Annotated in this window: 25 protein-coding genes and 1 riboswitch; of the genes, 13 read left to right on the top strand and 12 right to left on the bottom strand. The window is 70.1% G+C overall.

Features of this window, described 5'->3' with window-relative positions:
• Positions 1-23: 23 nt before the first annotated feature.
• The gene (locus tag J7E91_RS08435; RefSeq protein WP_214900390.1) at positions 24-524 is read right to left on the bottom strand and encodes a flavin reductase family protein; all 501 of its coding nucleotides are present in this window, start codon (positions 522-524) and stop codon (positions 24-26) included.
• A 372-nt stretch (positions 525-896) separates the two neighbouring features.
• Here J7E91_RS08435 and cdgB point away from each other — a divergent pair, with 372 nt between their 5' ends.
• Complete coding sequence (cdgB, locus tag J7E91_RS08430; protein WP_214900388.1) at positions 897-2,570, top strand: diguanylate cyclase CdgB; 1,674 nt, start codon at positions 897-899, stop codon at positions 2,568-2,570.
• A 110-nt stretch (positions 2,571-2,680) separates the two neighbouring features.
• Positions 2,681-3,679 carry a carbohydrate-binding protein gene (locus tag J7E91_RS08425; protein WP_214900379.1) on the top strand — a complete coding sequence of 333 codons (999 nt, stop codon included), beginning with the start codon at positions 2,681-2,683 and terminating at the stop codon, positions 3,677-3,679.
• A 10-nt stretch (positions 3,680-3,689) separates the two neighbouring features.
• Here J7E91_RS08425 and J7E91_RS08420 read toward each other — a convergent pair whose 3' ends face one another.
• The 4 genes from J7E91_RS08420 to J7E91_RS08405 all read right to left on the bottom strand — a co-directional run bounded on the left by J7E91_RS08420 (position 3,690) and on the right by J7E91_RS08405 (position 7,743).
• A complete protein-coding gene (locus tag J7E91_RS08420) occupies positions 3,690-4,541 on the bottom strand; it encodes a class II fructose-bisphosphate aldolase (protein WP_214900377.1) in 852 nt (283 codons plus the stop codon).
• Between the two features lie 31 nt (positions 4,542-4,572).
• On the bottom strand, positions 4,573-5,499 hold the full coding sequence (locus J7E91_RS08415) for a 1-phosphofructokinase family hexose kinase (RefSeq protein ID WP_214900375.1): 927 nt from the start codon (positions 5,497-5,499) through the stop codon (positions 4,573-4,575).
• Between the two features lie 148 nt (positions 5,500-5,647).
• Entirely contained in the window at positions 5,648-6,793 is a 1,146-nt protein-coding gene (nagA, locus tag J7E91_RS08410; protein WP_214900374.1) for an N-acetylglucosamine-6-phosphate deacetylase, read from the bottom strand.
• Positions 6,793-7,743 (bottom strand): ROK family protein, encoded by a 951-nt coding sequence (locus tag J7E91_RS08405; RefSeq protein WP_214900373.1) that lies wholly within the window; start codon positions 7,741-7,743, stop codon positions 6,793-6,795. Before J7E91_RS08405 ends, nagA begins: the two co-directional genes overlap by 1 nt.
• Positions 7,744-7,869: 126 nt before the next feature.
• Here J7E91_RS08405 and J7E91_RS08400 point away from each other — a divergent pair, with 126 nt between their 5' ends.
• The 4 genes from J7E91_RS08400 to J7E91_RS08385 all read left to right on the top strand — a co-directional run bounded on the left by J7E91_RS08400 (position 7,870) and on the right by J7E91_RS08385 (position 11,922).
• Entirely contained in the window at positions 7,870-9,165 is a 1,296-nt protein-coding gene (locus J7E91_RS08400) for an ABC transporter substrate-binding protein (protein ID WP_214900372.1), read from the top strand.
• 39 nt (positions 9,166-9,204) lie between these two features.
• Positions 9,205-9,552, top strand: a complete 348-nt coding sequence (locus tag J7E91_RS08395; RefSeq protein ID WP_214900363.1) for a DUF3263 domain-containing protein — start codon at positions 9,205-9,207, stop codon at positions 9,550-9,552.
• Between the two features lie 11 nt (positions 9,553-9,563).
• Positions 9,564-10,427, top strand: coding sequence for a trehalose-phosphatase (gene otsB, locus J7E91_RS08390; protein WP_214900361.1), 864 nt, complete (start codon positions 9,564-9,566; stop codon positions 10,425-10,427).
• A 283-nt stretch (positions 10,428-10,710) separates the two neighbouring features.
• Complete coding sequence (locus tag J7E91_RS08385) at positions 10,711-11,922, top strand: phosphatidylserine/phosphatidylglycerophosphate/cardiolipin synthase family protein (RefSeq protein ID WP_214900359.1); 1,212 nt, start codon at positions 10,711-10,713, stop codon at positions 11,920-11,922.
• A 48-nt stretch (positions 11,923-11,970) separates the two neighbouring features.
• Here J7E91_RS08385 and J7E91_RS08380 read toward each other — a convergent pair whose 3' ends face one another.
• Complete coding sequence (locus J7E91_RS08380; protein ID WP_214900358.1) at positions 11,971-13,374, bottom strand: trehalose-6-phosphate synthase; 1,404 nt, start codon at positions 13,372-13,374, stop codon at positions 11,971-11,973.
• 124 nt (positions 13,375-13,498) lie between these two features.
• Complete coding sequence (locus J7E91_RS08375) at positions 13,499-14,449, bottom strand: glucosyl-3-phosphoglycerate synthase (RefSeq protein WP_214900356.1); 951 nt, start codon at positions 14,447-14,449, stop codon at positions 13,499-13,501.
• Between the two features lie 178 nt (positions 14,450-14,627).
• A riboswitch (SAM riboswitch) is annotated at positions 14,628-14,755 on the top strand.
• Between the two features lie 17 nt (positions 14,756-14,772).
• On the opposite strand from J7E91_RS08375, the gene thrC reads away from it, so the two are divergent.
• From thrC to J7E91_RS08350, 5 genes are all read left to right on the top strand, one after another.
• Positions 14,773-16,071: a threonine synthase gene (gene thrC / locus J7E91_RS08370; RefSeq protein ID WP_214900354.1), complete on the top strand. Its 1,299-nt coding sequence runs from the start codon at positions 14,773-14,775 to the stop codon at positions 16,069-16,071.
• Positions 16,068-16,343 carry a MoaD/ThiS family protein gene (locus J7E91_RS08365; protein ID WP_028811122.1) on the top strand — a complete coding sequence of 92 codons (276 nt, stop codon included), beginning with the start codon at positions 16,068-16,070 and terminating at the stop codon, positions 16,341-16,343. Before thrC ends, J7E91_RS08365 begins: the two co-directional genes overlap by 4 nt.
• 451 nt (positions 16,344-16,794) lie before the next feature.
• Positions 16,795-16,998, top strand: a complete 204-nt coding sequence (locus J7E91_RS08360) for a cold-shock protein (protein ID WP_005315736.1) — start codon at positions 16,795-16,797, stop codon at positions 16,996-16,998.
• A 293-nt stretch (positions 16,999-17,291) separates the two neighbouring features.
• Positions 17,292-18,914, top strand: a complete 1,623-nt coding sequence (gene groL / locus J7E91_RS08355) for a chaperonin GroEL (RefSeq protein ID WP_214900352.1) — start codon at positions 17,292-17,294, stop codon at positions 18,912-18,914.
• Positions 18,915-19,120: 206 nt separating this feature from the next.
• On the top strand, positions 19,121-20,293 hold the full coding sequence (locus tag J7E91_RS08350; protein ID WP_214900351.1) for a S8 family peptidase: 1,173 nt from the start codon (positions 19,121-19,123) through the stop codon (positions 20,291-20,293).
• Between the two features lie 67 nt (positions 20,294-20,360).
• Here the strand turns inward: J7E91_RS08350 and J7E91_RS08345 are convergent, their stop codons facing one another.
• The 4 genes from J7E91_RS08345 to J7E91_RS08330 all read right to left on the bottom strand — a co-directional run bounded on the left by J7E91_RS08345 (position 20,361) and on the right by J7E91_RS08330 (position 23,352).
• Positions 20,361-21,035: a Uma2 family endonuclease gene (locus J7E91_RS08345; RefSeq protein ID WP_251015321.1), complete on the bottom strand. Its 675-nt coding sequence runs from the start codon at positions 21,033-21,035 to the stop codon at positions 20,361-20,363.
• A 56-nt stretch (positions 21,036-21,091) separates the two neighbouring features.
• Complete coding sequence (locus tag J7E91_RS08340) at positions 21,092-22,015, bottom strand: hypothetical protein (protein ID WP_214900469.1); 924 nt, start codon at positions 22,013-22,015, stop codon at positions 21,092-21,094.
• A gap of 235 nt (positions 22,016-22,250) precedes the next feature.
• Entirely contained in the window at positions 22,251-22,529 is a 279-nt protein-coding gene (locus J7E91_RS08335; RefSeq protein ID WP_214900345.1) for a DUF397 domain-containing protein, read from the bottom strand.
• Positions 22,513-23,352 carry a helix-turn-helix transcriptional regulator gene (locus J7E91_RS08330; RefSeq protein ID WP_214900342.1) on the bottom strand — a complete coding sequence of 280 codons (840 nt, stop codon included), beginning with the start codon at positions 23,350-23,352 and terminating at the stop codon, positions 22,513-22,515. Before J7E91_RS08330 ends, J7E91_RS08335 begins: the two co-directional genes overlap by 17 nt.
• A gap of 115 nt (positions 23,353-23,467) precedes the next feature.
• Between J7E91_RS08330 and J7E91_RS08325 the strand changes: the two genes are divergently transcribed.
• Positions 23,468-23,683: a hypothetical protein gene (locus J7E91_RS08325; RefSeq protein ID WP_214900340.1), complete on the top strand. Its 216-nt coding sequence runs from the start codon at positions 23,468-23,470 to the stop codon at positions 23,681-23,683.
• Entirely contained in the window at positions 23,680-23,880 is a 201-nt protein-coding gene (locus tag J7E91_RS08320) for a hypothetical protein (protein WP_214900339.1), read from the top strand. Before J7E91_RS08325 ends, J7E91_RS08320 begins: the two co-directional genes overlap by 4 nt.
• Before the next feature lie 32 nt (positions 23,881-23,912).
• On the opposite strand, the gene J7E91_RS08315 is transcribed toward J7E91_RS08320, so the two are convergent.
• Entirely contained in the window at positions 23,913-25,367 is a 1,455-nt protein-coding gene (locus tag J7E91_RS08315; protein WP_251015320.1) for an amidohydrolase family protein, read from the bottom strand.
• Between the last annotated feature and the right edge of the window lie 177 nt (positions 25,368-25,544).

The following is a 25,544-nucleotide window of genomic DNA, read 5'->3' as shown; positions in this document are numbered from 1 at the left end:
GCTGAGGTGACGACAGTCGGCCCTCAGGCCAAATGGCGGTACCGGCCCCTGAAGTACGCGAGCGGGCCCCCGTCCGCGCTCGGCAGGCCCACTGCGAGGACTCGGCCGATCACCAGCGTGTGGTCCCCCGCCTCCACCCGCTGCTCGGTCCTGCACTCCACCACCGCCAGCGCCCCGCCGATCAGCGGGGCCCCGGACGCCGTGCCCCGCGTATACGGGATGTCCTCGAACAGCAGGCGGTCGCTGAGCCGGCCCTTCATCGCGAACCGCCCCGCGATGTGCCGCTGGCTCTCCGACAGGAGTGACACCGCCCACAGTGGCTGCTCGGCCAGCAGGTCGTCCATGCGTGAGCCGTTCCGTACGCTCACCAGTACCAGCGGCGGGTCCAGCGACACCGACATGAAGGCCGTCGCTGTCATGCCGACGTCCTCACCGCGCGCACCACTGTCCGGATCGTGCGCGGACACGAGGGTCACGCCCGCCGTGAAGCGGGACATCGCGGCCCGGAACTCTTCGCTGCTCACCCCCTCAGGATGCGGGATCGAGGGGTGGGGGGACTGGGGGGAAGTCGTCTGGAACACACAGGAACGCTATGCCCGCCGCTCCGCCCGCCACCATCGGGCCTTGGGACCAGTACGCTCCCCTCCCGGTCCTAGGACCACGAGGCCGCATTTGCGCTATTTGCGTTCAACAAAACCATGGAGCGCTCCCACGCGGCTCCCACCCACCCCATCCAGCCGTTCCTCACCTGACGTGACTTGAGTCACACAGCCCAGTATTTGCTGACCCTGTGTACCGGGTGGGCAGCTCGCTGTGATTCAGTGGCCGTGATACTGCAACAAGTGCGGCGATTGAGAATCCTGGAGTTGCTGTCGAGGTCTCGGGGAGAGCGAACAATGGAGGCCGAGTCCGAGCCGTACGTCCGCCTGGCGACGCTGCGGCAGCTTCACCAGGTGGTCGCCGACCTCAATCGGGCCACCAGCCTGGCTGACACCCTGCAGGCCGTGGCCGACGGAGTCGTCGCGGGTCTCGGGTTCGAGCTGGCCTGCGTAAACCTCGTCCAGCCCGACGGCGACCTCGTCATCGCCGCCTTCGCGGGCAACGCGGCGGCCGAAGCCCTGATCACCGGCCGCGTCGGCTCCCGCGCCTCCTGGGAGCGCCGCCTCTCCATGGGCGAGGCCTGGGGTGACCTGCACTTCATCCCGCACACCGAGGGCTGGGTCCTCCTCGACGACGACGTACCCCAGTGGCACACCGAGGGCCCCGAGCCCCGCTTCGCCGACGAGTGGCACCCGCACGACCGCCTCTACGCCCCCATGTACGCGTCGGGCGGCGGCCAGGAGCTCCTCGGCGTCATCTCCGTCGACCGGCCGCGCAACGGCAGGCACCCCGGCCCCTGGGGCCAGGAGGCGCTCCAGATGTACGCGTCCCAGGCGGCCATTGCGATCAGCAACGCCAGGCTTCGCGCAAACATGCAGCGCGCCCTCGTCCGCCTGGAGCGCGAGCAGCAGGCTCTGCGCGCCAGTGAGGAATCCTTCCGGCAGGCCTTCGAGTACGCCCCCAGCGGCATGGCCATCGCGGAAATGGGCGGCGACCAGCACGGCCGGCTGCTGCGGACGAACGACGCGCTGTGCCGGCTCCTCGGCCGCCCCGCCTCCGCGATGCGCCGTTACTCCTTCGCCGACCTCGTCCACCCCGAGGACATCGGCACCCTGCTGCGTACGTCGGCCGAGGGCGGCCGGGCCGAGCTGCGGCTGGCGCGGCGCGACGGGACGTACGTCTGGGTGTCCCTCCGTAACTCCGTCGTCGCCGACACCACCGACGGGCCGCGCTTCCTCCTCACCCACGTCGAGGACATCGAGGAGCGCAAGCGCCACGAGCTGCACCTCGCCCACCGCGCCTCGCACGACTCGCTCACCGGCCTGCCCAACAGCGCCGAGCTGCGCTCCCGCCTCTCCTCCCGGCTGTGCCGCCGCCCGCACTCGGTGCGCGCCACGGCGGTCGAGGCCCTGGACGCGGCGTACGGCGAGCCTTCCGCGCCCGGGAGGGCCGTGCCCGAGCACGACTTCGACTACAACCCGCACACCGACGCGGGCTCCTTCGACCACCACGTCCACATCGTCGCGCCGACCTCGGACGCCGACGGCGGGGCGGGCGGCGCCGACGACGGCACGAAGGGGCTCGCCGTCCTCTTCTGCGACCTGGACGGCTTCAAGTCGATCAACGACCGGTTCGGGCATCACACGGGAGACGCCGTCCTGATCGAGGTCGCCCGCCGGCTGACGACGTGCGTACGCGACGGAGATACGGTCGCCCGGCTCGGAGGTGACGAATTCGTCGTTCTCGCCGACGGTCTCGGCAGCGCGGACGCCGCCGACCTCGCCGTACGCTTGCGAAACGCCATCATTCCGCCGATCAGAGTCGACGGCAGGGCGGTCCGGGTCGGAGCGAGCTTCGGCATCGGCTGGGCGAGCTGCGGAATGTCGGCGGACGAGGTGTTGCACTCCGCTGACCAGCGGATGTACGTGGAGAAGCGCTCCCGTGCCAAGGTTCACAGGCGAGCGGGCTGACCGACCCCCCACTACCGCACTGTGGTCCACGCCAAACCTTCGGGTTGCCCATTCGGGGTAGGCTCGCCCGGTCGGCGACGGCTGGCGAACATGGTGAGGAGTGACCAGGGATGACTGCCGCGAACAACGGCACGAGCACGCCTGAGGACGACGATCCGTTCGGCTACCTCTACGAGGACGGCCAGGCGGCGGGTGCCGTCTCGCCCCGCTCGGGCGGCTACGGCTACCCGGGCCCGGCCTCGCAGCCCGGGGTGCCCAGAACCTCGTACCACCAGGTGGGAACGGTCGGGCAGCGGCAGTACGGGCAGCAGCAGCACAGCCAGCACCAGCAGCAGTACGGCCAGCAGGTGCCCCCGCAGCAGGCCTACGGCCAGCAGAATTACAGCCAGCCCAACGCCCACTACGCGGCCCCCGAGACACAGCCCGGCGGCGCACCCACCCGCCAGGTGTCGCACGCGGGCGGTGGTGGCGGCCGCAGTGGCGGGCCCAACACCAAGGGCCTGCTGATCGGCGCGGTGGCGGTCGTGGCGGTCGTCCTCATAGGCATCGGCGTGGCCCTGATAACCAGCGGCGACAAGGACGACAAGAACACGCAGGCCGGTGACACGGGCGGCGGCGGCTCCAGCGCCGGCCAGACGGTCAAGCCGAGCGAGGACCCGAAGGACAAGCCGGAGGAGCCGACGGTCGAGCTGCCCAAGAAGGACGCGGCGCTCCTCCAGCTCTCTCCCGGTCTGTCCACGGACAAGACGATTCCCGGTGCGCGGTCGGCGAGCGGCGCGTACGTCCCGCTGAACACGCCGGGTGCCTCCGCGACCTGGACGGTGAAGGTGCCGAAGGCCGGGGCGTACACGCTGTCGATCGACTACGGCGTGCCCGGCAAGGACGCGAAGACCTCGCTGACGGTCAACGGGAAGCCGCACAGCGGCGGGCTGAACATGAAGAACTTCGCCAACGCCGAGGCGGGCGCCTGGGACAAGGGCTGGACCAACACCTTCGCCTTCGTCAACCTCACCGAGGGTGAGAACACCTTCGTGATCTCCTGCGGTGCGGGCGACCAGTGCGAGGCCAACCTCGACCGGCTGGAGCTCAAGGCCGGCCACATCCAGTAGCCCCCGTGCTTCAGGGGCCCATCAGCCCCAGGAAGTGCGCCACCGTCCCGGTCATCGCCTCGCGAGCCGGGACGAGGTACTTCCTGGGGTCGACCGTCGCCGGGTTCGCGTCCAGGTAGGTCCGTACCGCGCCCGTGAAGGCCGTGTTCAGGGCCGTGCCCACGTTGATCTTGACCATGCCCGCCGCGACCGCCCGCCGGATCTCCCCGTCCGGTACGCCCGACGAGCCGTGCAGGACCAGCGGCACGGGTACGGCGGCGCGCAGGGCGGCGATCAGGTCGTGGTCCAGGGCCGCCGTGCGGTCCGTCATCGCGTGGGACGAGCCGACGGCGACGGCGAGGGCGTCCACGCCGGTGTCGGCCACGTAGGACGCCGCCTCCACCGGGTCCGTGCGTACGCCGGGTGCGTGGGCGTCGAGCGGGGCCTCGCCCTCCTTGCCGCCGACCTTGCCCAGCTCCGCCTCGATCCAGATGCCGCGCTCGTGACCCCAGCGCACTGCCTCCGCCGTGGCCTTCACGTTGTCGCCGTACGTCAGCTTCGAGGCGTCGAACATCGCCGAGCTGAAGCCCGCCGGGTGCGCCGCGCGCAGCAGTTCGACCGACTCGACGTGGTCGAGGTGGAGGGACAGCGGGGCGGCGGAGGCGCGGGCCACGGCCGTCGCCGCCGCCGCGATGGCGGTGAGGTCACCGCCGTGGAACTTCACGGCGTTCTCGGAGATCTGGAGGACGGCCGGTGCGCCCGCCCGCTCCGCGCCGGCCGCGATCGCCTCCGCGTGCTCCAGCGTGATGACGTTGAAGGCGGCGAGGCCGTGGCCCGATTCCCTGGCCGCGGTGACGAGTTCGCCGGTGCTGACGAGTGGCATGCGATCCCCTGGTGCTCGTGTGTGGGCGTGGTTACGCCGCCGTGGCGTGGGCGGTGACTTCGACCTGTGGGAGCAGGTCCTCATAGGTCCGTACGTCGAACTCGCCCGCCGCCGGGGCCAGTACGGTCGCCGCCGACAGCGCCACCGCCCGCGCCAGCCGCTCGGGCCAGGGGAGTTGCTCCACCAGCCCCGAGAGCAGCCCGGCCACCGCCGAGTCGCCCGCGCCCGTCGGGTTGCCCTTCACGCGGGCCGGCGGGGCCGCCTGCCACAGGCCCTCGGGGGTGGTGGCGAGCATGCCGTCCGCGCCGAGCGAGGCGACCACGGTGTGCGCGCCCCGGCGGCGGACGTCGTGGGCGGCGCGCAGGGGGTCGCGGGAGCCCGTGAGCTGCGCGAGTTCGTCGGCGTTGGGCTTGACGAGGCCGGGGCGGGCGGCGATGCCGCGGCGCAGTGGTTCGCCGCTGGTGTCGAGGAGTACGGGGACGCCGGCGGTGCGGGCGCGGCGGATCAGTTCGGCGTACGCGCCGACGTGGATGCCGGGGGGCAGGCTGCCGCAGAGGGCCACCGCCTCGGCGCCGCCCAGGAGTTCGGCGTACGAGGCGAGGAAGGCCGCCCACTCGTCGGGGGTGACCGTCGGGCCCGGCTCGTTGAGCTGGGTCGTGTCGCCGGTGGCGGCGTCGACGACGGCGACGGTGCGGCGGGTGTTGCCGGAGACGGGCACGAGTGCGTCGACGGGGGCGAGGGGTGCGAGCAGATCGCGGAGTACGGCGCCGGAGGGGCCGCCCGCGAAGCCGGTCACGACCGTGTCGTGGCCGAGGGCGGCCAGTACGCGCGCCACGTTGAGGCCCTTGCCGCCGGGGCGTTCCGCGACGTCGGTCACCCGGTGCGAGGCGTGCGGTGTGAGGGCCGGGACGCGGTAGGTGATGTCGAGTGCGGTGTTCAGCGTGACCGTCAGGATCACCTGCGTCACCCCCTGTGGAAGCGCTTGCCCTCTGAACCCTGCCGGGGTGATCATGCCAAAAAGAAAGCGGCCGGCCCAGGGTTCCGGGCCAACCGCTCTGTGTCGCTTTGATATCAACTGATGGTGAAATCACCCCAGTTAGGGTTACTTACGGCTCAATCACCCAGGCGCCCTTGCGCATCACGCCCTTGAGCGTGAAGCCGGCGTCCAGGACCACCAGGTCCGCGTCCTTGCCCGGCTCCAGCGAGCCGACCCTGTCGTAGACGCCGAGCAGGCGGGCGGGGTTGGCGGAGATGGACCGTACGACATCCTCGACCGGCAGCCGGTCCACGGTCACCGCGCGCTTGAAGGCGGTGTCGAGGGTGAGCGTGGAGCCGGCGATCGAGCCGCCCTCGACGAGGCGCGCGACCCCGTCCTTGACCTCGACCGCGAGCGGCCCGAGGTCGTACATGCCGTCGCCGAAGCCCGCCGCGTCCATCGCGTCCGTGATGAAGGCGACGCGGGCCGCGCCCGCCCGGTGGTACGCCAGCTCCAGGGCGGCCGGGTGCAGGTGCGTACCGTCGTTGATCAGCTCGACCGTGATCCGCTCGTCCTCCAGGAGTGCGGCGATCGGGCCGGGCGTGCGGTGGCCGAGGGCGGGCATCGCGTTGTAGAGGTGCGTGGCGACACTCGCGCCCGCGTCGATGGCCTCGACGGTCTGCTCGTACGTCGCGTCCGTGTGGCCGATCGCGGCGATCACGCCGTGCTCGGCGAGCAGCCGCACCGAGTCGATGCCGCCGGGCAGCTCGGTCGCCAGCGTGACCATCTTCGCGGTGCCGTGCGCGGCGTCGACCAGCTTGCGGACCTCCGCGGGATCGGGGTCGCGCAGCAGGTCCTCGCTGTGCGCGCCCTTGCGGCACGGCGAGATGAACGGGCCCTCGAAGTGGATGCCGGCCAGGTCGCCCTGCTGGACCAGCTCGGAGAGCAGCGCGGCCTGCCGGGCGAGTACGTCCATCTCGCCGGTCACGGTCGACGCGGCGATCGTCGTCGTGCCGTGCTCGCGGTGCGTCTGTACGCCCCTGAGTACGTCCTCCGCGGTGCCGGAGGTGAAGGACGCGCCGCCGCCGCCGTGCACGTGCATGTCGACGAAGCCCGGCACGATCCAGTGGCCGGAGAGGTCCAGGGAGGGGGCGTCCGCAGGGGCGGCGCCGGCGATGCGGCCGCCCTCGACGATGACCCGGCCGTTCTCCACGGTCCCGGTCGGCAGCACCACCCGGGCGCCGGAAAGAACCTTGCTTGCAGCGCGTCCGGCCATCAGGCGGATACCTCCGTGGCTTCCGTGGAGTCGGCTTTGAGGAGATCCCAGGCGAGGAGCCCCGCGCCCAGGCAGCCGGCGGTGTCCCCGAGGGCCGCCGGAACGATCGAGGGCAGCTTCTGAAACGTGACGCGTTCCGCGACGGCCGCCCGCAGTGGTGTGAACAAGGTTTCCCCCGCCTCGGCCAGTCCGCCACCGATGATCAGGGTGCGGGGGTCCAGGAGGGTGAGCGCGGTGACGAGCCCGTCGGCGAGCGCGCCGATGGCCTCCAGCCACACCTCCCGGGCCCTGGGATCGCCCGACTCGACGGCCTTCGCGCAGTCGGCGGCGTCGGCGTCGGGGTCGCCGGAGGCGGCGGCCCAGGCGGCGGACACGGCGGACGCGGAGGCGAGGCGCTCCAGGCAGCCGCGCTGGCCGCAGCCGCACGGGGGGCCGCCGGGGCGTACGACGATGTGGCCGATCTCGCCGGCGTAACCGTGGGCTCCGGACTCGATGACGCCGTTGATGCCGATGGCGCCGGCGATCCCGGTGCCGAGCGGTACGAACAGGAAGCGGTCCGCGCCCCTGCCCGCCCCGATCCGGCCTTCGGCGAGGCCGCCGGTGCGTACGTCGTGGCCGAGCGCGACCGGCACGCCGTGCAGCTTGCGGCTGAGCAACTCCCGCATGGGTACGTCGCGCCAGCCCAGGTTGGCGGCGTACACCGCGATCCCGTTCTCGGCGTCGACGATGCCGGGTACGGCCACGCCCGCGGCCGAGGCGCTCTCGCCGTACCGCTCCTCGCCGTACGCGCGCAGTTCGGCGGCGAAGCCCGTGATCGTCTCGACGACGGCCTCGGGCCCCCGCTCCCTGCCGGTGGCCCGGCGTGCCTCGTGCAACAGTGCGCCGTCCGCGCCGACCAGCGCGGCCTTCATCCCGGTGCCGCCCACATCGAGGGCGATGACGTGTTTCACGGGAACAGTCTCGCGCGTAAACCCTGGAAAGGTCTAGTCCACTTCGGGGTGGAGGTGTTGTACAAGTGAGACCCCACTGGTGTAGACCTCGCGGGGCGGACTGGGCGAAAATCGCAGCTCATACGCATGTCGGACAACGAATCAGGTGGGGAAAGAGCTGTGCACCGGCGCTTCTTGGGTGTGACCGCGACAGTGGTCGCACTGGGCATGACAGTGGGCCTGGCGGGATGCGGAAGCTCCGACGGCGGTGACGTCACCCTCAAACTCGTCGCGGCGGACTACGACCCCGAGGGCGGCGACAGCACCAAGCAGTACTGGGACGGCGTCGTCACCGCGTTCGAGGCCAAGAACAAGGGCATCAAGGTCGACGTCTCCGTCTACGACTGGAAGGACGTCGACCGCAAGGTCGCCGAGATGGTCGAGGCCGGCGATGCCCCCGACATCGCCCAGATCGGTGCGTACGCCGACTACGCGGCCGAGGACAAGCTCTACCCCGTCGACGAACTGCTCTCCATCCCCGTACAGGCCAACCTGCTCGCCCCGCTCGCCGAGGCGGGGGAGGTCAGCCGGGTGTCGTACGGCATCCCGTTCGTCGCCAGCACCCGCCTGCTCTTCTACAACCAGACGCTCTTCGACCAGGCCGGCGTCGAGCCCCCCAAGACGTGGGACGAGATCGAGAGCGCGGCCAAGGCGCTCAAGCAGCGCGGTGTGAAGTACCCGTTCGCGCTGCCGCTGGGCAATGAAGAGGCCCAGGCCGAGACCATGATGTGGATGCTCAGCAACGGCGGCGGTTACACCGACTCGGTCGGTTCGTACACGATCGACTCCGTGCAGAACATCGAGGCCTTCAGCTGGCTGAAGGACACCCTGGTCGGCGAGGAGCTGACCGGGCCCGTCGCCCCCGGCAAGCTCGACCGGAAGCCCGCCTTCGCCGCGTTCGCGAACGGCGAGGTCGGCATGCTCAACGGCCACCCCTCGCTTCTCCAGCAGGCCGCGAAGAACGGCGTCAAGGTCGGCATGGTGCCGCTGCCGGGGCCCAACGGCAAGGCGAGGTCGAGCATGGGCGTCGCCGACTGGATGATGGGCTTCAAGCAGCACGGCCACGGCAGGCAGATCGGCGAGTTCCTCGACTTCGCGTACAGCGACGAGAACGTCCTGGAGTTCGCCGACGAGTACGACCTGCTGCCGGTCACCGTCTCCGCGTCCGAGACGATGGGCGCGGACCCGGCGCACAAGGAACTGTGGCCGTTCCTTGAGGCGCTGCCCGGATCGACGCTCTACCCGGTCGGCAAGACGTCGTGGGCGAAGGTCAGCGAGAACATCAAGAAGCAGATCGGTTCGGTGGTCGGACCCAACGGCGATCCCACCGGAACCCTTGGCGCGATCGGCCGCGAGGCGGCGGCCCAGGAGAACGCCGAGTAGGCGAACCGGCCGCTCTCCCCTCCGCCCTAGACTGCTCATATGCCTTACCCCCCGGACGAGCCCGCCGCCCAGGACGCGACGGACGCGCCCGTCGCGTCGGCCGGGCCCCTCCCGAGGGAGGACGACGGGGGCGGCACTGAGCCGTCCGCCCCGTCCGAGCCCTCCGGGCTTTCCGAGCGGGACCGTGCTGTTCTTGCCGTTGAGCGGCAGTCGTGGCCGGGGCCCGGCGCCAAGGAGCGGGCGATACGGGAGCAGCTCGGCATCTCGCCGACCCGCTACTACCAGCTCCTCAACGTCCTGCTCGACGACCCACGCGCCCTCGCCCACGACCCCGTCACGGTCAACCGCCTCCGCCGCGTACGGGACGCTCGGCGCGGGCGCCGGTAGGGTCAGGGGGCATGGGCAGCCAATCGCAACCGCACCCCCTGCCGACCGACTTCACTCCCGCGACCCCCGCCGGCCGCGACGGCCTGGCCGCGCTGTTGGCCGCACCGGACCGGGCGGTGATCGCCCTCGACTTCGACGGCACGCTCGCCGACATCGTCCCCGACCCGGAGCAGGCCCGCGCCCACCCCGGCGCGGTGGCGGCGCTCGCCGCACTCGCGCCGAACGTCGGCTCCGTAGCCGTGATCACCGGCCGCCCGGCCGGCGTCGCGGTCCGTTACGGCGGCTTCGCCGGAGTCCCCGGCCTGGAACACCTCGTCGTACTCGGCCATTACGGCGCCGAGCGCTGGGACGCCGTCACCGGCACCGTCCGTGCCCCCGCCGCACACCCCGGCGTACAGGCCGCCCGCGCCGAACTCCCCGGCTTCCTCGAAGGCATCGGCGCCTGGCGCGGCTCGTGGATCGAGGAGAAGGGCCAGGCCGTCGCCGTCCACACACGGCGCGCCGAGGACCCCGTAACGGCGTTCGAGTCCCTGCGCGTTCCCCTCGCCGAGCTCGCCGCCCGCCACGGGCTGATCGTCGAACCCGGCCGCCTGGTGCTGGAGTTGCGCCCGCCCGGCATCGACAAGGGCGTGGCGCTCGCCGAGTACGTACGCGAGGTCGGCGCGGGCTGCGTGCTGTACGCGGGGGACGATCTGGGCGACGTCGCCGCGTACTCCACAGTCGAGAAGCTCCGTACGGAGGGCGTCCCCGGCCTGCTGGTGTGCAGCGGCAGCGAAGTACCCGCGCTCGCGGACCGGGCCGACCTGGTGGTGGACGGCCCGGCGGGAGTGGTGGGGCTGCTTACGGCGTTGTCGCAAACCGCCGGACGGGATTGATCACGCGCCCAGGGCGGACAAGCCCGGCGTGAGCCGCCGCAGCCGATCGTCGTCGACGGGCGAGGCCGACCCTGCCGCTCCCGCCGGTCGACGACGTGCGGGCGCGGCGGCCACGCCCCTGGGGGCCACGGCATGACACGGCACGGCACGTCCGCCGCCGCGGCTTCGCCTCGCCTGCGGCGAAACCGCGGCTCCCCGGGTTGCGAGCCGGTGTGTACAGTCGGCTCGCCTCAGCGGTTGCCGGACGCGCGGGGCGGCCTTCCCCGACCGGCCAGGTGAACCCATGACGAGCACACGCAGCGAGTCGCAGCTGTCCGAAGAGGGCACTGTTCCGTCTCTGCCGGAGCGCAAGCAGCGGATGCGGCGCCGCCTGGAGCGGCTGATCGGCATCGCCGCCACGGAAGGCAACGCCGTGGTTCCGCTGCGCAACGGGGACGAGATCTTCGCGGCCATGCTGGAGAGCATCCGCAGCGCCGAGCACACCGTGGACATGATGACGTTCGTGTACTGGCGCGGTGAGATAGCCCGCGACTTCGCGAAGGCGCTGGCGGACCGGGCACGCAACGGGGTGCGCGTGCGGCTGCTGCTGGACGGCTTCGGCAGCCGGCTCATCGAACAGGACCTGCTCGATCTGATGGACCGGGCCGGGGCCGAGGTGACGTGGTTCCGCAAGCCTCTGTACCTCTCCCCGCTCAAGCAGAACCACCGCTGCCACCGCAAGGTGCTGGTCGTCGACGAATCGGTGGCCTACACCGGCGGGGTCGGCATAGCCGAGGAGTGGTGCGGCAACGCCCGTAACGAGAACGAGTGGCGCGACACCCACGTCCAGGTACGCGGCCCCGCCGTGGACGGCATCGCCGCCGCCTTCGCACAGAACTGGGCCGAGTGCCACGACACCCTCTTCGACGCGCGCGACCGCTTCACCGGCCACACACCGCAGGGCGACGCCGTGGTGCAGGTCGTCCGCGGTTCGGCCAGCTTCGGCTGGCACGACATGCAGACCCTCATGCGGGTCATGCTCGAATCCGCAGAGGAACGTTTCCGCCTGGCCACCGCCTACTTCGCCCCCGACGCCTACTTCGTCGATCTGCTGTGCGCGGCGGCCCGGCGCGGCGTCGAGGTGGAGATCCTGCTGCCCGGCCCCCACACCGACAAGCGGGTCTGCCGCCTGGCCGGCCAGAACTTCTATGAGGACCTTCTCGCGTGCGGGGTGCGCATCTTCCAGTACCAGCCGACGATGATGCACGCCAAGGTCATCACCGTCGACCGGGTCACCGCCCTGATCGGCTCGACCAACTTCAACCGCCGCTCCCTCGACCACGACGAAGAGATCATGCTCGCCGTCCTGGACGAGGACTTCACCGCCACCATGGACCGGCACTTCGACGAGGACCTGCGGGTCAGCGAACAGATCGAGAAGGGCCGCTGGAAACACCGCTCCGTGACACAGCGGATGCGGGAGGCGGCCGTCGGCCCCATCCGCCGGTTCCTCTGAGCGACATTCACGGCCACAGCCACGGAACCAGAGCCGCCCCGCGCCTGGTCAGTGCGACGTCAGCGCCGAGAGCTGCGCCAGGAACCACGCCGCCGGCGGCAGCGCCGTAGCCGCCGCGGCCAGCCGCTTCGAACGCTCCGCCCGCTCACCCGGCTCCATCACCAGCGCCGCGTGCAGCGCGTCCGCCGTCGCCATGACGTCGTACGGGTTGACCACGATCGCGTCGTCGCCCAGCTCCTCGTACGCCCCCGCCTCCCGCGAAAGCACCAGCGCGCACCCCGCGTCGGAGACGACCGGCACCTCCTTCGCCACGAGGTTCATGCCGTCCCTGATCGGGTTGACCAGCGCCACGTCAGCCATCCGGTACGCCGCCAGCGACCGCCCGAAGTCGTCGTCCAGCTCCATCAGCACCGGCTGCCAGTCGTCCGTCCCGTACTCCGCGTTGATCTCGTCGGCGAGCCGCCGCACGGCCGCCGTGTAGTCCCGGTACACCGCCAGGTCCTGCCGCGACGGATACGCGAAAGCGATGTGCACCACCCGCCCGCGCCACTCCGGCCGGTCCGTGAGCAGCTGCCGGTAGGCGAGCAGGCCGCGGACGATGTTCTTGGAGAGCTCCGTACGGTCCACCCGGACCACCGTCCGGCGTCCGGCCCCCACCCGCTCCCGCAGCCTGACCATCCACTCGTTGACGTCCTCCTGGTGCGCCCGCTCCCGCAGGAAGTCCGCGTCGGCGCCCAGCCCGTGCACCCCGAGCGCCGTGCCCTCCAGGGCGTCCGCGCCCAGCACATCCACCGCGCACGCCGCGAAGGCGTCCGCCCAGCGCCGCGTCAGGAACGCCACCCGGTCCGCGCCCAGCAGCCCCCGCAGGAGCTGGCGCGCGATGTCGTCGGGGAGGAGGCGGAAGTAGTCGACCGGCGCCCACGGGGTGTGCGTGAAGTGGCCGATCCGCAGGTCCGGGCGCAGCTCGCGCAGCATGCCGGGCACCAGGCACAGGTGGTAGTCCTGCACCAGCACCGCCGCGCCCGGGGCCGCCTCGGCCGCCAGCGCGTCGGCGAAGGCGCGGTTGTACGTCTCGTACGCCGCCCACTGCCGCCGGAACTCCGCGTCGAAGGCCGGCTCCAGCGGCGTCTGGTAGAGCATGTGGTGGACGAACCACAGCACGGAGTTCGCGATGCCGTTGTACGCGTCCGCGTGCACACCGGCGTCGATGTCGAGCATCCGTACGCCCGCCGTGCCCGTTCCGCGCCGTACCGCCTCCCGGTCGCCGTCCCCCAGCGCCGCGCACACCCACAGCGAGGCCGCCCCCTCGCCGGACTTCCCGATCGCCGAAAGGCCCGAGACGAGACCACCCCCGCCGCGCTTCGCGGCGAGCGTGCCGTCCTCACGGAGCGTGTACGAAACCGGGCCGCGATTGGAAGCGACAAGAACCTGTGCAGCGCGCTCGGAGACCATGTGGCGAACCTAGCCCGTCCGGGAAGCCCTCAAACGTGCGTACGGCTCACACCGGCCACGGCGACTCACACCGGCCACAGCGGCCCACCTCGGCCACGGCGCCCCACCCCGGCCGCACCGGTGCTCACGCGGCCCGCCGCGCCGCGTACTCGTCGATCTCGCACATCGGCGGCCGCTCCTCCGTGTCCACCGCGTGCGTCCGCGGCACGAACCCGATCCCGTCCTCGCCCCGCTCGAACTGCGTCAGCGCAGGCCGCACCAGCGGGCCGCGCGAAAGCCGCAGGTGAGCCGTGCGGTAGATGGTGGCGGCCATCCGCCCGAGCGCCTGCCCGTCCTGATGGCGGTGTTTGCGTACGCCGACGTCGACCTGGGCCAGTGCGTCGAGGCCCACCGTATGGAGCGAGTCGACGAGCAGGCCCAGCTCCACTCCGTAACCGACGGGGAAGGGCAGCCGCTCAAGGAGCGAGCGGCGTACCGCGTACTCGCCGCCCAGCGGCTGGACGAACCCGGCCAGCCGCGGCCAGTGCAGATTGAGCAGCGGGCGCGCCACCAGCTCCGTCACCCGGCCGCCCTGACCTGTGGCTTCGCCGAGGGGGCGGTCGTACATCGCCTTTACGAAATGCACGTCGGGTTCCGTCAGCAGCGGGCCGACGATGCCCGAGACGAACGAGGCGGAGAAGTCCTTCAGGTCCGAGTCGATGAAGCACACGATGTCACCGTGCGTGACGATGAGTGACCGCCACAGCACCTCGCCCTTGCCGGGCAGGGCCGGTATTCGCGGCAGTACGGCGTCCCGGTGGACGACCCGCGCCCCCGCGGCCGTCGCCATCTGGGCAGTGCGGTCCTTCGAGCCGGAGTCGACGACGACGAGCTCGTCGACGAGGGGCACGGCCTCCATCAGCTCGTGGCGTATCGCCGCGACGATGTCGCCGACCGTCTCCTCCTCGTCGAGGGCGGGCAGCACCACGCTGACGGTGAGGCCGCGCCGGGCCTTGGCCGCGACCAGCTGGTCCAGCGGCCGGTCGGCCGTGGACCAGGACCGCAGGTCCAGCCAGCGCTCCACCTCTTCCAGCACGTGCTTTCTCCCTCGTCCGGCGAGCCGTCGCACGACTCGTCATGTGATCCATCTCGCGGTGCGGACGACTGTCTCAACCGTCCGGGGGTTCGGTTACAGTCTTGAACAACGCGGACGACCCTTGCATCTCGGGGGGTGCCGCGGGACAAACGCGCCGGGCCCAGACCCGGCGCCATAGCGCTCATCCAGAGGGACAGAGGGAACGGCCCGTTGAAGTCCCGGCAACCATTCCGCCGACCGCGAGGTAACGGTGGGGACGGTGCCAATTCCGTCTCACGGCGAAACGCGCCGTGGGGAAGATGAGGAGAAAGGGCCTCGCCACCATGGCTGTGCAGTCTGTTGAAGCCGATGCAAGCACCACGAATTCCCTGCCCGTAGACCTGGGCCCCGCCACCGCGCTTTCCTGCCGCGAGTGCGGAGAACGATTCGAACTCGGCCCGATCTTCGCGTGTTCTTCCTGTTTCGGCCCTCTTGAGGTCGCTTACGAGCTGCCCCTCGGTGACGCCGAAGGTCTCCGCAAGCAGATCGAGGCCGGACCGGACAACATCTGGCGGTACGCGCCCCTGCTGCCCGTGCCCGCCGACGTGGCCACCAAGCCGAGCCTGAACCCGGGCTTCACCAAGCTCGTCAAGGCCGACAACCTGGCCCGCGAGCTGGGTGTCACCGGCGGCCTGTACGTCAAGGACGACTCCGGCAACCCGACGCACTCCTTCAAGGACCGTGTCGTCGCCATCGCCGTCGAGGCGGCCCGCGCGTTCGGCTTCACGACGCTCTCCTGCTCCTCCACCGGCAACCTCGCCGGCGCGGTCGGCGCCGCCGCCGCGCGGGCCGGTTTCCGCTCGTGCGTGTTCATCCCGCACGACCTGGAGCAGGGCAAGGTCGTCATGGCCTCGGTCTACGGCGGCGACCTGGTAGGCATCGAGGGCAACTACGACGACGTCAACCGCTTCTGCTCGGAGCTCATCGGCGACCCGCTGGGCGAGGGCTGGGGATTCGTCAACGTCAACCTGCGCCCGTACTACGGCGAGGGCTCCAAGACCCTGGCGTACGAGATCTGCGAGCAGCTCGGCTGGGAGATCCCGGACCAGCTCGTCATCCCGATCGCCTCGGGCTCGCAGCTCACGAAGATCGACAAGGGGCTGAAGGAGCTCATCGCGCTGGGCCTGGTCGAGGACAAGCCGTACAAGATCTTCGGCGCTCAGGCCGAGGGCTGCTCCCCGGTGTCGACGGCCTTCAAGGCCGGGCACGACGTCGTACGGCCGCAGAAGCCGAACACGATCGCCAAGTCGCTCGCGATCGGCAACCCGGCCGACGGCCCGTACGTCCTGGACATCGCCCGCCGCACGGGCGGCGCGGTCGAGGACGTCAACGACGAGCAGGTCGTGGAGTCGATCAAGCTGCTGGCCGAGACGGAGGGCATCTTCGCGGAGACCGCGGGCGGCGTGACCGTCGGCGTGACGAAGAAGCTCATCGAGGCCGGACTGCTCGACCCGGCCCTGACCACCGTCGTGCTCAACACGGGCGACGGCCTGAAGACCCTTGAGGCGGTGGCCCCGACCACGGGCCAGTCCGCCGTCATCCGCCCCAACCTGGACTCTTTCCGAGAGGCTGGCCTCGCATGAGTGTCAACGTCCGCATCCCCACCATTCTTCGTACGTACACGGACGGCAAGGCCGAGGTCGCGGCCGAGGGCGCGACCCTCGCCGAGGTCATCGCCGATCTGGAGAAGAACCACGCGGGCATCGCGGCCCGCGTCCTGGACGACCAGGGCAAGCTGCGCCGCTTCGTGAACGTGTACGTGAACGACGACGACGTGCGCTTCGAGCAGGGCCTGGAGACGGCCACGCCGGACGGTGCCGGCGTCTCGATCATCCCGGCCGTCGCCGGAGGCTGACCATTCGGCACAGTGCCGGAGGCTGATCTCCGCCGGTCGCCCTCGGCATTGCTTCCATTGCCCCCTCCGCCATGAAAGCGGAGGGGGCAATTCTGCATGGTTGAGCGCGGTACAGTTGGGAAGCCCCCCTCCGCTGCCTGTGCCCGGCGCATATGAGAATGCGACCCCGTGCGACAAGAAGCAGCCAAAGTGCCGGACCCAAATGCCGCCAATGCGCGCCTTGTCCGGCCCGACTTGCCCGGGAAACCTGAGAATTCTTCACATTCGCGTGCTCATCCATGCCCAGATTTCTCGTCGGATTGACCTGTTGCAGAGGGCAGTTGGGCGGATACATTCAGCCGCGGTCGACGCGTTCCGGCGCACGCCCTCTCCTGTCGGAGGGTGGAGGAGTCTGACCCAGGACCCGCGAAGTGCGGTCCTGTGCAAGGGCCAGAAATAGGGGAGTTAAGCCATGGCTCAGGGCACCGTCAAGTGGTTCAACGCGGAGAAGGGGTACGGCTTCATCGCGGTCGACGGTGGTGCGGATGTTTTCGTCCACTACAGCGCGATCCAGATGGACGGGTACCGCACCCTTGAAGAAGGTCAGCGAGTCGAATTCGAGATCTCGCAGGGCCAGAAGGGTCCGCAGGCGGACATGGTCAAGCTCGCCGTCTGATCTCGGCGCGATCGGCCACCGACGCACTCACACACGAAGGGCCTGTACCCCGCACCGGGTACAGGCCCTTCGTGCGTGTCCACATCTGAGGGGGACGCTTGCACTCGGAGGGGTCGAGTGCTAATCATTGGCGTTAGCACTGTTAGCACTCTCCCAGTGAGAGTGACAGAAGGACCGGGCCGGTGAGGCCCGCAGGCCTGGTGGGACAAGGAAAACCACCAGGCAGGCTGGCCGTCCGTCGCGGGCGCCACTCGGTCCGGAGAATCCACCCCAGTCCGGGAGGACCACTTCACATGGCCAAGATCATCGCGTTCGACGAGGAGGCACGGCGCGGTCTCGAGCGCGGGATGAACCAGCTCGCCGACGCCGTCAAGGTCACCCTCGGCCCCAAGGGCCGTAACGTCGTCCTCGAGAAGAAGTGGGGCGCCCCCACGATCACCAACGATGGTGTTTCCATCGCCAAGGAGATCGAGCTCGAGGACCCGTACGAGAAGATCGGCGCCGAGCTGGTCAAGGAAGTCGCGAAGAAGACCGACGACGTAGCCGGTGACGGCACGACGACCGCGACTGTCCTCGCCCAGGCTCTGGTCCGCGAGGGCCTGCGCAACGTCGCCGCCGGCGCCAACCCGATGGCCCTCAAGCGTGGCATCGAGAAGGCCGTCGAGGCCGTCTCCGCCGCTCTCCTTGAGCAGGCCAAGGACGTGGAGACCAAGGAGCAGATCGCTTCGACCGCCTCCATCTCCGCCGCCGACACCCAGATCGGCGAGCTCATCGCCGAGGCGATGGACAAGGTCGGCAAGGAAGGCGTCATCACCGTCGAGGAGTCGCAGACCTTCGGTCTGGAGCTTGAGCTCACCGAGGGCATGCGCTTCGACAAGGGCTACATCTCGGCGTACTTCGCCACCGACATGGAGCGTATGGAGGCGTCGCTCGACGACCCGTACATCCTGATCGTCAACTCCAAGATCTCCAACGTGAAGGACCTCCTTCCGCTGCTGGAGAAGGTCATGCAGTCGGGCAAGCCGCTGCTGATCATCGCGGAGGACGTCGAGGGCGAGGCGCTGTCCACGCTCGTCGTCAACAAGATCCGTGGCACCTTCAAGTCCGTCGCCGTCAAGGCTCCGGGCTTCGGTGACCGCCGCAAGGCCATGCTCGGCGACATCGCCATCCTCACCGGTGGCACCGTCATCTCCGAGGAGGTCGGCCTCAAGCTGGAGAACGCCGGTCTCGACCTGCTCGGCCGCGCCCGCAAGGTCGTCATCACCAAGGACGAGACGACGATCGTCGACGGTGCCGGTGAGAGCGACCAGGTCCAGGGTCGCGTCAACCAGATCCGTGCCGAGATCGAGAACTCCGACTCGGACTACGACCGCGAGAAGCTCCAGGAGCGCCTGGCGAAGCTGGCCGGCGGCGTGGCCGTCATCAAGGCCGGTGCCGCCACCGAGGTCGAGCTCAAGGAGCGCAAGCACCGCATCGAGGACGCGGTGCGCAACGCCAAGGCCGCTGTCGAGGAGGGCATCGTCGCCGGTGGTGGCGTGGCTCTGCTCCAGGCCACGGCCGTCTTCGAGAAGCTTGAGCTCTCGGGCGACGAGGCGACCGGCGCCAACGCCGTGCGTCTCGCGCTGGAGGCCCCGCTCAAGCAGATCGCCGTCAACGGTGGTCTCGAGGGTGGCGTCATCGTCGAGAAGGTGCGCAACCTGCCGATCGGCCACGGTCTGAACGCCGCGACCGGTGAGTACGTCGACATGATCGCAGAGGGCATCATCGACCCGGCGAAGGTCACGCGTTCCGCTCTGCAGAACGCCGCGTCCATCGCCGCGCTGTTCCTCACCACCGAGGCCGTCATCGCCGACAAGCCCGAGAAGGCCGGTGCCCCCGCGGGCGGCGGCATGCCGGGCGGTGACATGGACTTCTGATCCGTCGAGGATCAGTAGCTCCATCGCAGTACTGCTTGCTGTACCGCTGTACGCGACCGAGGGCGGCACTCCCATTGCGGGGGTGCCGCCCTCGGGCGTTGGCGTTCACCCGCTCCGGTGCAATTACTTAGAGTATTCAAACCACGCCAGCGAGTGATTGCGCGTGATCGTTTCTGCATGGTGCCATCGTGACCATGCCACAACCCATGAGGATCGCCCTCGCGGCCGCCGTTACGGCTGTCCTGGCGACCGTAGGCCCGTTGACCGCCTCAGCAGCGCCGTCCGCCTCGGCGGAGCGCTCCACTCCCGCGCCGTTGCGCCTCTCGGACCAACCCGTTCCCGGCCAGTACCTCGTGGCCATGAAACCGACGGCGGACGTTGCCAAAGCTGCGCGCCAGGTGGGCGCCACACCCCTGTTCAGCTTCAAGAAGGTGATGAACGGCTTCGCGGCCAAGCTCACGGACGCCCAACTGGCCACGGTCCGGGCGGACCCGAACGTGGCGGCCGTGGAGCAGGACGCCAAGGTCACCGCGTCCGCGCCCGCCGCGTCCTGGGGCCTGGACCGCATCGACCAGCGCAACCTGCCCCTCGACGGCCAGTTCACCACCAACGCGACCGGCGCCGGAGGGACGGCGTACATCCTCGACACCGGTATCGACTACAGCCACTCCGAGTACGCGGGGCGCGCCCGGTTCGGCTTCGACGCCTTCCCGGCCGAAGGGCGCTTCGGGCGGGACTGCCACGGGCACGGCAGCCACGTCGCGGGTACCGTCGGCGGCCGGACGTACGGAGTGGCGCCGCAGGCCGACCTCTACAGCGTCCGGGTCCTCAACTGTGAGGGCGCGGGCAGCAATGCCACGGTGATCGCCGGTCTCGAATGGGCGGCGTCGCACGCCGCGCTCACCCCCGCCAGGCCGGCCGTACTCAACGGATCGCTCGGCGGGGAGAGGTCGGCACTGGTGAACGCCGCCGCCACCGCCCTCTCGGACAGCGGTGTACTGCCGGTCGTCGCGGCGGGCAATGAGGCGAAGAACGCGTGCGGGGTCTCACCGGCGTCCGCACAACGAGTGGTCACGGTCGCCGCGTCCACCAGCTCCGACGCGCAGGCATCCTTCTCCAACTACGGCCGGTGCGTGGATCTCTTCGCGCCGGGCACCGCCATCGTCTCGGCCAGACTCGGCGGCGGCAGCGTCGCGATGAACGGCACCTCCATGGCCACTCCGCACGTGGCCGGGACCGCCCTGCTCTACAACACCACCCACCCGACGGCCACGTCGGCGCAGATCGCGGACTGGATCGATACCACCTCCACCAAGGACGTACTGTCGGGCGTCACCCCGGGCACGCCCAACAAGCTCCTGTTCACCGGCGGCATCTGACGGCCCCCCGCTGCGGCGACGCTCTGCCCTCCGCCCCCGGTTCGGGAGGCGGAGGGCAGGCGGCGTGCTAGTGGGCGAAGTCCTTGAGCCTTTCGGTGTCCAGCGTGATGCCGACGGGGTCGGGGAGCGGGACGGTGTCACCGTACGCATATGAGGGGTGTTCCTCGTACCTGCCGTGCTTCGGACGGCTGAACACGGTCAGGGTGTGGTTGTCGCGGTCGATGAGAAGGTAAACGGGGATGCCGTCGGTGGCGTAGGCGCCGCGCTTCTCGATGCGGTCGCGGCGGTGGGTGTCGGAGTCGTGGGACGTGATCTCGACGAGCATGAGGACGCCGTTGGGGTGCGCCCACTCCTCCTGGCCGGCGAAGTGCCCGATCGGTGCGAGGGCTCCGTCTGGGCGTGCCCGGCCTTTGCGGTAGGTATCGATCAACAGCCCCTGCTCGGGATAGAGGCCCAGGTCGGGGCGGTGCTGCATGCACTGCCGCATCAGCCACATGTAGATCTCTCCGTGATCGCCATCCGGCACGGGCTTGACCCTTAGCTTTCCGTTGATGAGTTCGAGCGTCACTGTCTCGGGCGCCCTGCGGGCAAGCTCCTCGAAGTCTTCGACGTCGATACGGCCGTGCTTGACCACCAGCCGTCCCCCGATGAATTCGAGCTTTACGTTCCTGGGTGCCTTGCGGGCGAGCTCGTCGAAGTCCTCGATGGACATCTCCGGGCGATCAGCAGTGCTGGGGGTCATGGCGTCGCCTCCTCCCCTACATCGTGCCCCGCTTCTGGCGTGGGTGGGCTGAACAGTCATGCGCGGGTCCCTTCGGGGCGGCGTGTCGCGGCCGCGGCTCGGATCTTGGCCGCGTGAGCGCGGACGTCGGCCTCGGGGAGGCCGTCGCGCGGCGGGAGCGGCGGCTCCGCGCGGCAGACCCGGCACAGGCCGCCGGACAGCGCCTCGGGCCGAGCGGGCGCCCGGCATTCGGTGCACTCCAGGACGCGGAGGGTGGGGGCGGGGCCCTGGGCGCCCAGGTCGGCGGGGTGCGATGCGCGTTCGGGTGGGAGCTTCGCCAGCCGGGTCCGGGCGATGGCGGCGGGACGGTGGACCTCGGCAGGCAGTCCGGCGGTCAGCGCGTGCCGCAGCTCGGCGTCGGTTGCGCCGCGCGTCAGCCAGTCGGTGGCGAGGGACTCAAGGGTGACGCAGTCGTCCGCCGAGAGGGACATCTGGGGCTTGGTACGGCCGACGGAGGCGAGGATCTCGTACGCGCGGGAACGCTGCTGGGGCTGCGGGCGGCTCGGCTGCCGGGCGGGCGTGGCGGTGGTGGTGCCGCTGCTGCCTTGGCCCTGGCCCTGGAAGGCGGCCCACCAGGCGTCGTCCCTGGCCGTACGGGAGAAGAACGTGCGGGTCACCCAGCGCCGGCTGCCGGTCGCCTCGTCGGTGACCGTCTCCCGGCCGAGGCGCAGGTGACCGGCTTCCGACAGGCGGCGAAGGGACGTGCGTACGGCGCACTGGCCGTAGTCCGGGAGGACCTTGGCCAGCATCTTCACGGAGATGTCCGAGCCGTCGGGCAGCCGGTCGATGTACGCCGCGATGGACGCCTCGCGGCGGGGTAGATGGGCGAAATCACTTTCGCGCCGGGGTAGTTGTTCGGGCGCGCTGCGCTTTCCGTAACCCGGATTGGCGAGGGGATGTGCGGGCGGGGAGGGGGCAGCATTAAGCTGGCTTGCAGCCAAGGGATCGCTCGATTCGATCTTGATGGTCAAGCCCTCGTCGGTGTTGTCCGCACCGGCGGGGGCTGTTCTGTTCGTTAATCGGGCACGCTAGACCGTCGCGACGTACTGTGGCAAGCCGGTCACGGAAAGTCATTCGCCGTGATGTGGGCGGGAGTTGGACGGGTGGTTGGGTAGTTCTCACCCGCCCAATCCACTGAAAAGGGCTCGGACTCCGAGGCTTGAGCCTCGGGCCGGATCAGGGGCCTGTGAGCTGCCCGTTCTTCACGCCGAGAAGGAACGCGGACCAGCTCTCGGCCCGGAGCTCAAGCTTCGGACCGGTGGGATTCTTGGAGTCCCGGACGGGGACGATGCCGGGGTGGCCGTCGGCGACTTCGAGGCAGTTGCCGCCGCTGCCGTCGCTGTGCGTGGACTTGCGCCAGGTTGCCACCTCCAGGCAGTTGCCGCCGTCGCCGCCGCTGTAGCTGGACTTGTGCCAGGTCGCGCCGCTCAGGTCGTACTCAGGGCTGGTCCTCATGGGCGTAATCCTCCGCCACCGATTCGATCAGAGCCATGGACGCTTCCGGTGACAATGCGCTGGCCCTGACCAGATCGTAAGCCAGTTCGTATCGGGCGACCGAAGCCGGATCGTCCAACAACTGGCCTGATCCCAGGCCCTCAAGGTAGGCGAGCGGTGGTGCGTCCGAGAAGGACATCAGCTTCAGGCCGCCGTCCATGGCGGCGTGCGCGCCCGCTTGGAACGGCAGTACCTGCACGATGATCCGGTAGTGGCGCGCGAGAGTCACCACGTGTCGCATTGCTTCCTTCATCACCGCAGCGCCGCCAACCTTTCGACGTAACACCGCCTCGTCCAGAACCACCCACAACAACGGCGTTGTTGGATCGTCGAGGAGGTGCGCGCGCTCCAGCCGCGCCGCCACCAGCCCGTCGATCACCTCCTCCGTCGCCGTCGGCTGGTACGCGCGGAAGATCGCCCTCGCGTATGCCTCCGTCTGCAACAGGCCCGGGATCAGCAGCGGCGCGTACTCCTTGATCGCCGTTGCGATCGCTTCCGCCTCGGCCGCCTCCGCGAAGTGGTCCGGGTACTTCGATTTGGTGGACGCCTTGCAGTTCCGCTCGAAGAAGCCGCCCGTCCCCAAGATCTCGTCTATCTTCACGGCGTACTCCGGCATCATCCGCCGCGTACCCGCCTCCAGTTGGCCGATGAACGAGCCGCTGACGAACAGCGGTTGGCCGAGCTCGTCCTGGGTGAGTCCGGATTTCTCCCGCGCGTGGCGCAGCTCCGCGCCGAGCAGGGCGCGTGGGGAGGAGGAGGGATCGAGGTCCTTTGGTCCGGGCATGGCAACTCCCTGTCGTACATACGGGGTTGTTGGGCCGTTTTCGCTGTCAGGCTAGTGCGTCTTCGGCCACGCTGTGTGAGTAAAGCGAACACTCAGCGTGTGGAGGTGCCTGGACATGGTGGTGCGATCGTCGGAACGTCTGCGGGCTGCGGAAGACGTGGTGGCCCAGCTGCGGGAGGGGCTCGGGGGCGTGGCGGTGACGCTGCCGTCGCTGCGGGTGGACCTGCTGTCGCTGGCGAGCGAGGCGCCGTATCCGCTGGTGGACCTGGGGCGCTGCAACCTCGACACGGCGTTGCGGCTCGCCGCCGTACTCCAGGGGCTGAAGCCGTGACGGGGGAGTACGCCATCGACGTGCGGGACGGGCGGATGGGCCGGGTCATGGGGCGGGTGGGCCCTTACGTACAGCTACGACCGCCGGGCGGGGGCAAGGAGTGGGACTGTCCACCGGAGCATGTGCGGCCGGTCGCGCTCGGGGAGGTGCTGAGAGCGAGAGTGCGGGAGATCAACGCGCAAGGGCGGCTGCCGTGAGGCGCGGCAGTGGGGCGGCGGTTGCGTCATGCCTACGCGGCCTTGCGCAGTCGGGTGGCGGCTGCTTCGGCCTCCCGTACGACCCGGTCGGTGTCGACGTCGACGAGCCGGCCGTCGAGTTTCAGCGGCCGGCCGTCGACGAACACCGCGTGGACGTTCTCCGGCCGTCCGTTGAAGACGATCTGGTTGATCCAGTCGAACCGCGGGGCGAAGTTCAGCGCGGCAGGGTTGATCACGACGACGTCGGCTCGTTTGCCGGGGGTCAGCGAGCCGACCCGGTCGGCGACGCCGATGGCCTCGGCGCCGCCCAGCGTTGCCATGCGCAGGACGTCGTGCACCTGGGGGAAGACTCCGGCGTCCGTCGAGCGGGCCCGTTGCAGGCCGATGGCCGTCTTCATCAGGGCGTGGAAGTCGGATGTGTCGTTGGTGCCGCCGTCCAGGCCGAGGCCGACCTTGACGCCTCTCCGTCTGAAGTCGGGCAGCCGCATGATGCCGGAGGCCAGCCGCATGTTGCTCAGTGGGCAGTGGGCCGCGCGTACGTCGTGGGCGGCGACGGCGTCCATCTCGTCGTCGGTCAGGTGGATGGCGTGGTTGATCAGCAGCCGCGGGCCCAGCGCGCCGATGTCGGTGAGGACTCCGATCGGGTCGTCGGCGCGCTGCTCGGGGCGTTCGAGAACGTGGCTGTTGAGCATGACGCCCATGTCCTGGGCGGCTTCCCAGTGGGCGCGGTTGAGGTTCTGGATGGCCCGTGCCGCGTGGGTGGCGACCTGGAAGGAGCCGAGCGGCACCGGGTCGACGAGTTCCTTCTTCGCCTTGGTGACCAGCGTCGCGTCGGGCTCGGGCGGGAACATCGCGTAGGTGAACCGCACCCCGGTGTCGGCCAGGGCCCGTACGTAGCTCTCGATGATGTCGTACGAGTAGATGTCCACCCAGTCGACGAGCGTGGTCACGCCGGCCTGGGCGGCGTCGAGAGCGGCGAGGCGGACGAAGCTGTACACGGTGGCGGGCGTCAGCCGGTCGCGCTGGGGCGTGGTGCATTCCTTGAACCAGCCGAACAGGTCGCGGTCGGCGCAGCCCCCGCGGAAGAGGGACTGCCACAGGTGGGTGTGGGTGTCCACGAAGCCCGGCATGACCACCTTGCCGGACACGTCTATCACGCGGGCGCCGTACGGCGCCTGGAGGTCGGCGCCGACGGCGGCGATGGTGCCGGGGTGTATCAGGACGTCGGCGTTCTTGACGGTGCCGAGGGGGCCGTCGCCGAGGGCGGGGTCCATGGTGAGGACCAGGGAAGCGCCCCGGAGGAGGGTCGTCCGGCCGGCTGCGGCGAGCGGGTGCGCCGGGCTGGTGCGGGGGCTGGTGGGGGGAGTTGTGCGGGGGCTTGTGCGGGGGGTGGCGCCGAGGACGAGTGGAGCGGTCGCGGCGAGGCCGAGGCCGGTGAGGAGGCTACGGCGGGTGGGGGCCGGCGACGCGGTGGGCTCTGACTGCATGGCGTGTTACCTCCCGAGGGGAAGTTACGGAAGGCCCGCCCTGGGTGACGCGGTGACGGAACGTCAGGCAGAGGCGGGAGCTTACGCGCATCATGCCCAGTGGACGGCGTTGCGATAGGCGTTGGCGGAAAATGTTTTCCGCTGGGCGAGGTGACGCCCTGAGGGCGTGTCCGCCCG

Source organism: Streptomyces sp. ISL-99 (genome assembly GCF_018614005.1).
In the GTDB taxonomy this organism is placed as follows: Bacteria; Actinomycetota; Actinomycetes; order Streptomycetales; family Streptomycetaceae; genus Streptomyces; species Streptomyces flavidovirens.
The sequence above is the reverse complement of the archived record's forward strand: the minus strand, read 5'-3'. Positions and strand labels throughout refer to the sequence as shown.

Bases quoted from the DNA above. Each gene is read 5' to 3' on its own strand.
- J7E91_RS08420 (WP_214900377.1), bottom strand. From the start codon at position 4,541: ATGCCACTCGTCAGCACCGGCGAACTCGTCACCGCGGCCAGGGAATCG.
- J7E91_RS08335 (WP_214900345.1), bottom strand. From the start codon at position 22,529: ATGAGGACCAGCCCTGAGTACGACCTGAGCGGCGCGACCTGGCACAAG.
- J7E91_RS08365 (WP_028811122.1), top strand. From the start codon at position 16,068: ATGAGTGTCAACGTCCGCATCCCCACCATTCTTCGTACGTACACGGAC.
- otsB (WP_214900361.1), top strand. From the start codon at position 9,564: ATGGGCAGCCAATCGCAACCGCACCCCCTGCCGACCGACTTCACTCCC.
- J7E91_RS08400 (WP_214900372.1), top strand. From the start codon at position 7,870: ATGTCGGACAACGAATCAGGTGGGGAAAGAGCTGTGCACCGGCGCTTC.
- J7E91_RS08380 (WP_214900358.1), bottom strand. From the start codon at position 13,374: ATGGTCTCCGAGCGCGCTGCACAGGTTCTTGTCGCTTCCAATCGCGGC.
- J7E91_RS08325 (WP_214900340.1), top strand. From the start codon at position 23,468: ATGGTGGTGCGATCGTCGGAACGTCTGCGGGCTGCGGAAGACGTGGTG.
- J7E91_RS08330 (WP_214900342.1), bottom strand. From the start codon at position 23,352: ATGCCCGGACCAAAGGACCTCGATCCCTCCTCCTCCCCACGCGCCCTG.
- cdgB (WP_214900388.1), top strand. From the start codon at position 897: ATGGAGGCCGAGTCCGAGCCGTACGTCCGCCTGGCGACGCTGCGGCAG.
- J7E91_RS08425 (WP_214900379.1), top strand. From the start codon at position 2,681: ATGACTGCCGCGAACAACGGCACGAGCACGCCTGAGGACGACGATCCG.
- nagA (WP_214900374.1), bottom strand. From the start codon at position 6,793: ATGGCCGGACGCGCTGCAAGCAAGGTTCTTTCCGGCGCCCGGGTGGTG.
- J7E91_RS08360 (WP_005315736.1), top strand. From the start codon at position 16,795: ATGGCTCAGGGCACCGTCAAGTGGTTCAACGCGGAGAAGGGGTACGGC.
- J7E91_RS08315 (WP_251015320.1), bottom strand. From the start codon at position 25,367: ATGCAGTCAGAGCCCACCGCGTCGCCGGCCCCCACCCGCCGTAGCCTC.
- J7E91_RS08395 (WP_214900363.1), top strand. From the start codon at position 9,205: ATGCCTTACCCCCCGGACGAGCCCGCCGCCCAGGACGCGACGGACGCG.
- groL (WP_214900352.1), top strand. From the start codon at position 17,292: ATGGCCAAGATCATCGCGTTCGACGAGGAGGCACGGCGCGGTCTCGAG.
- J7E91_RS08350 (WP_214900351.1), top strand. From the start codon at position 19,121: ATGAGGATCGCCCTCGCGGCCGCCGTTACGGCTGTCCTGGCGACCGTA.
- J7E91_RS08385 (WP_214900359.1), top strand. From the start codon at position 10,711: ATGACGAGCACACGCAGCGAGTCGCAGCTGTCCGAAGAGGGCACTGTT.
- thrC (WP_214900354.1), top strand. From the start codon at position 14,773: ATGGCTGTGCAGTCTGTTGAAGCCGATGCAAGCACCACGAATTCCCTG.
- J7E91_RS08345 (WP_251015321.1), bottom strand. From the start codon at position 21,035: ATGACCCCCAGCACTGCTGATCGCCCGGAGATGTCCATCGAGGACTTC.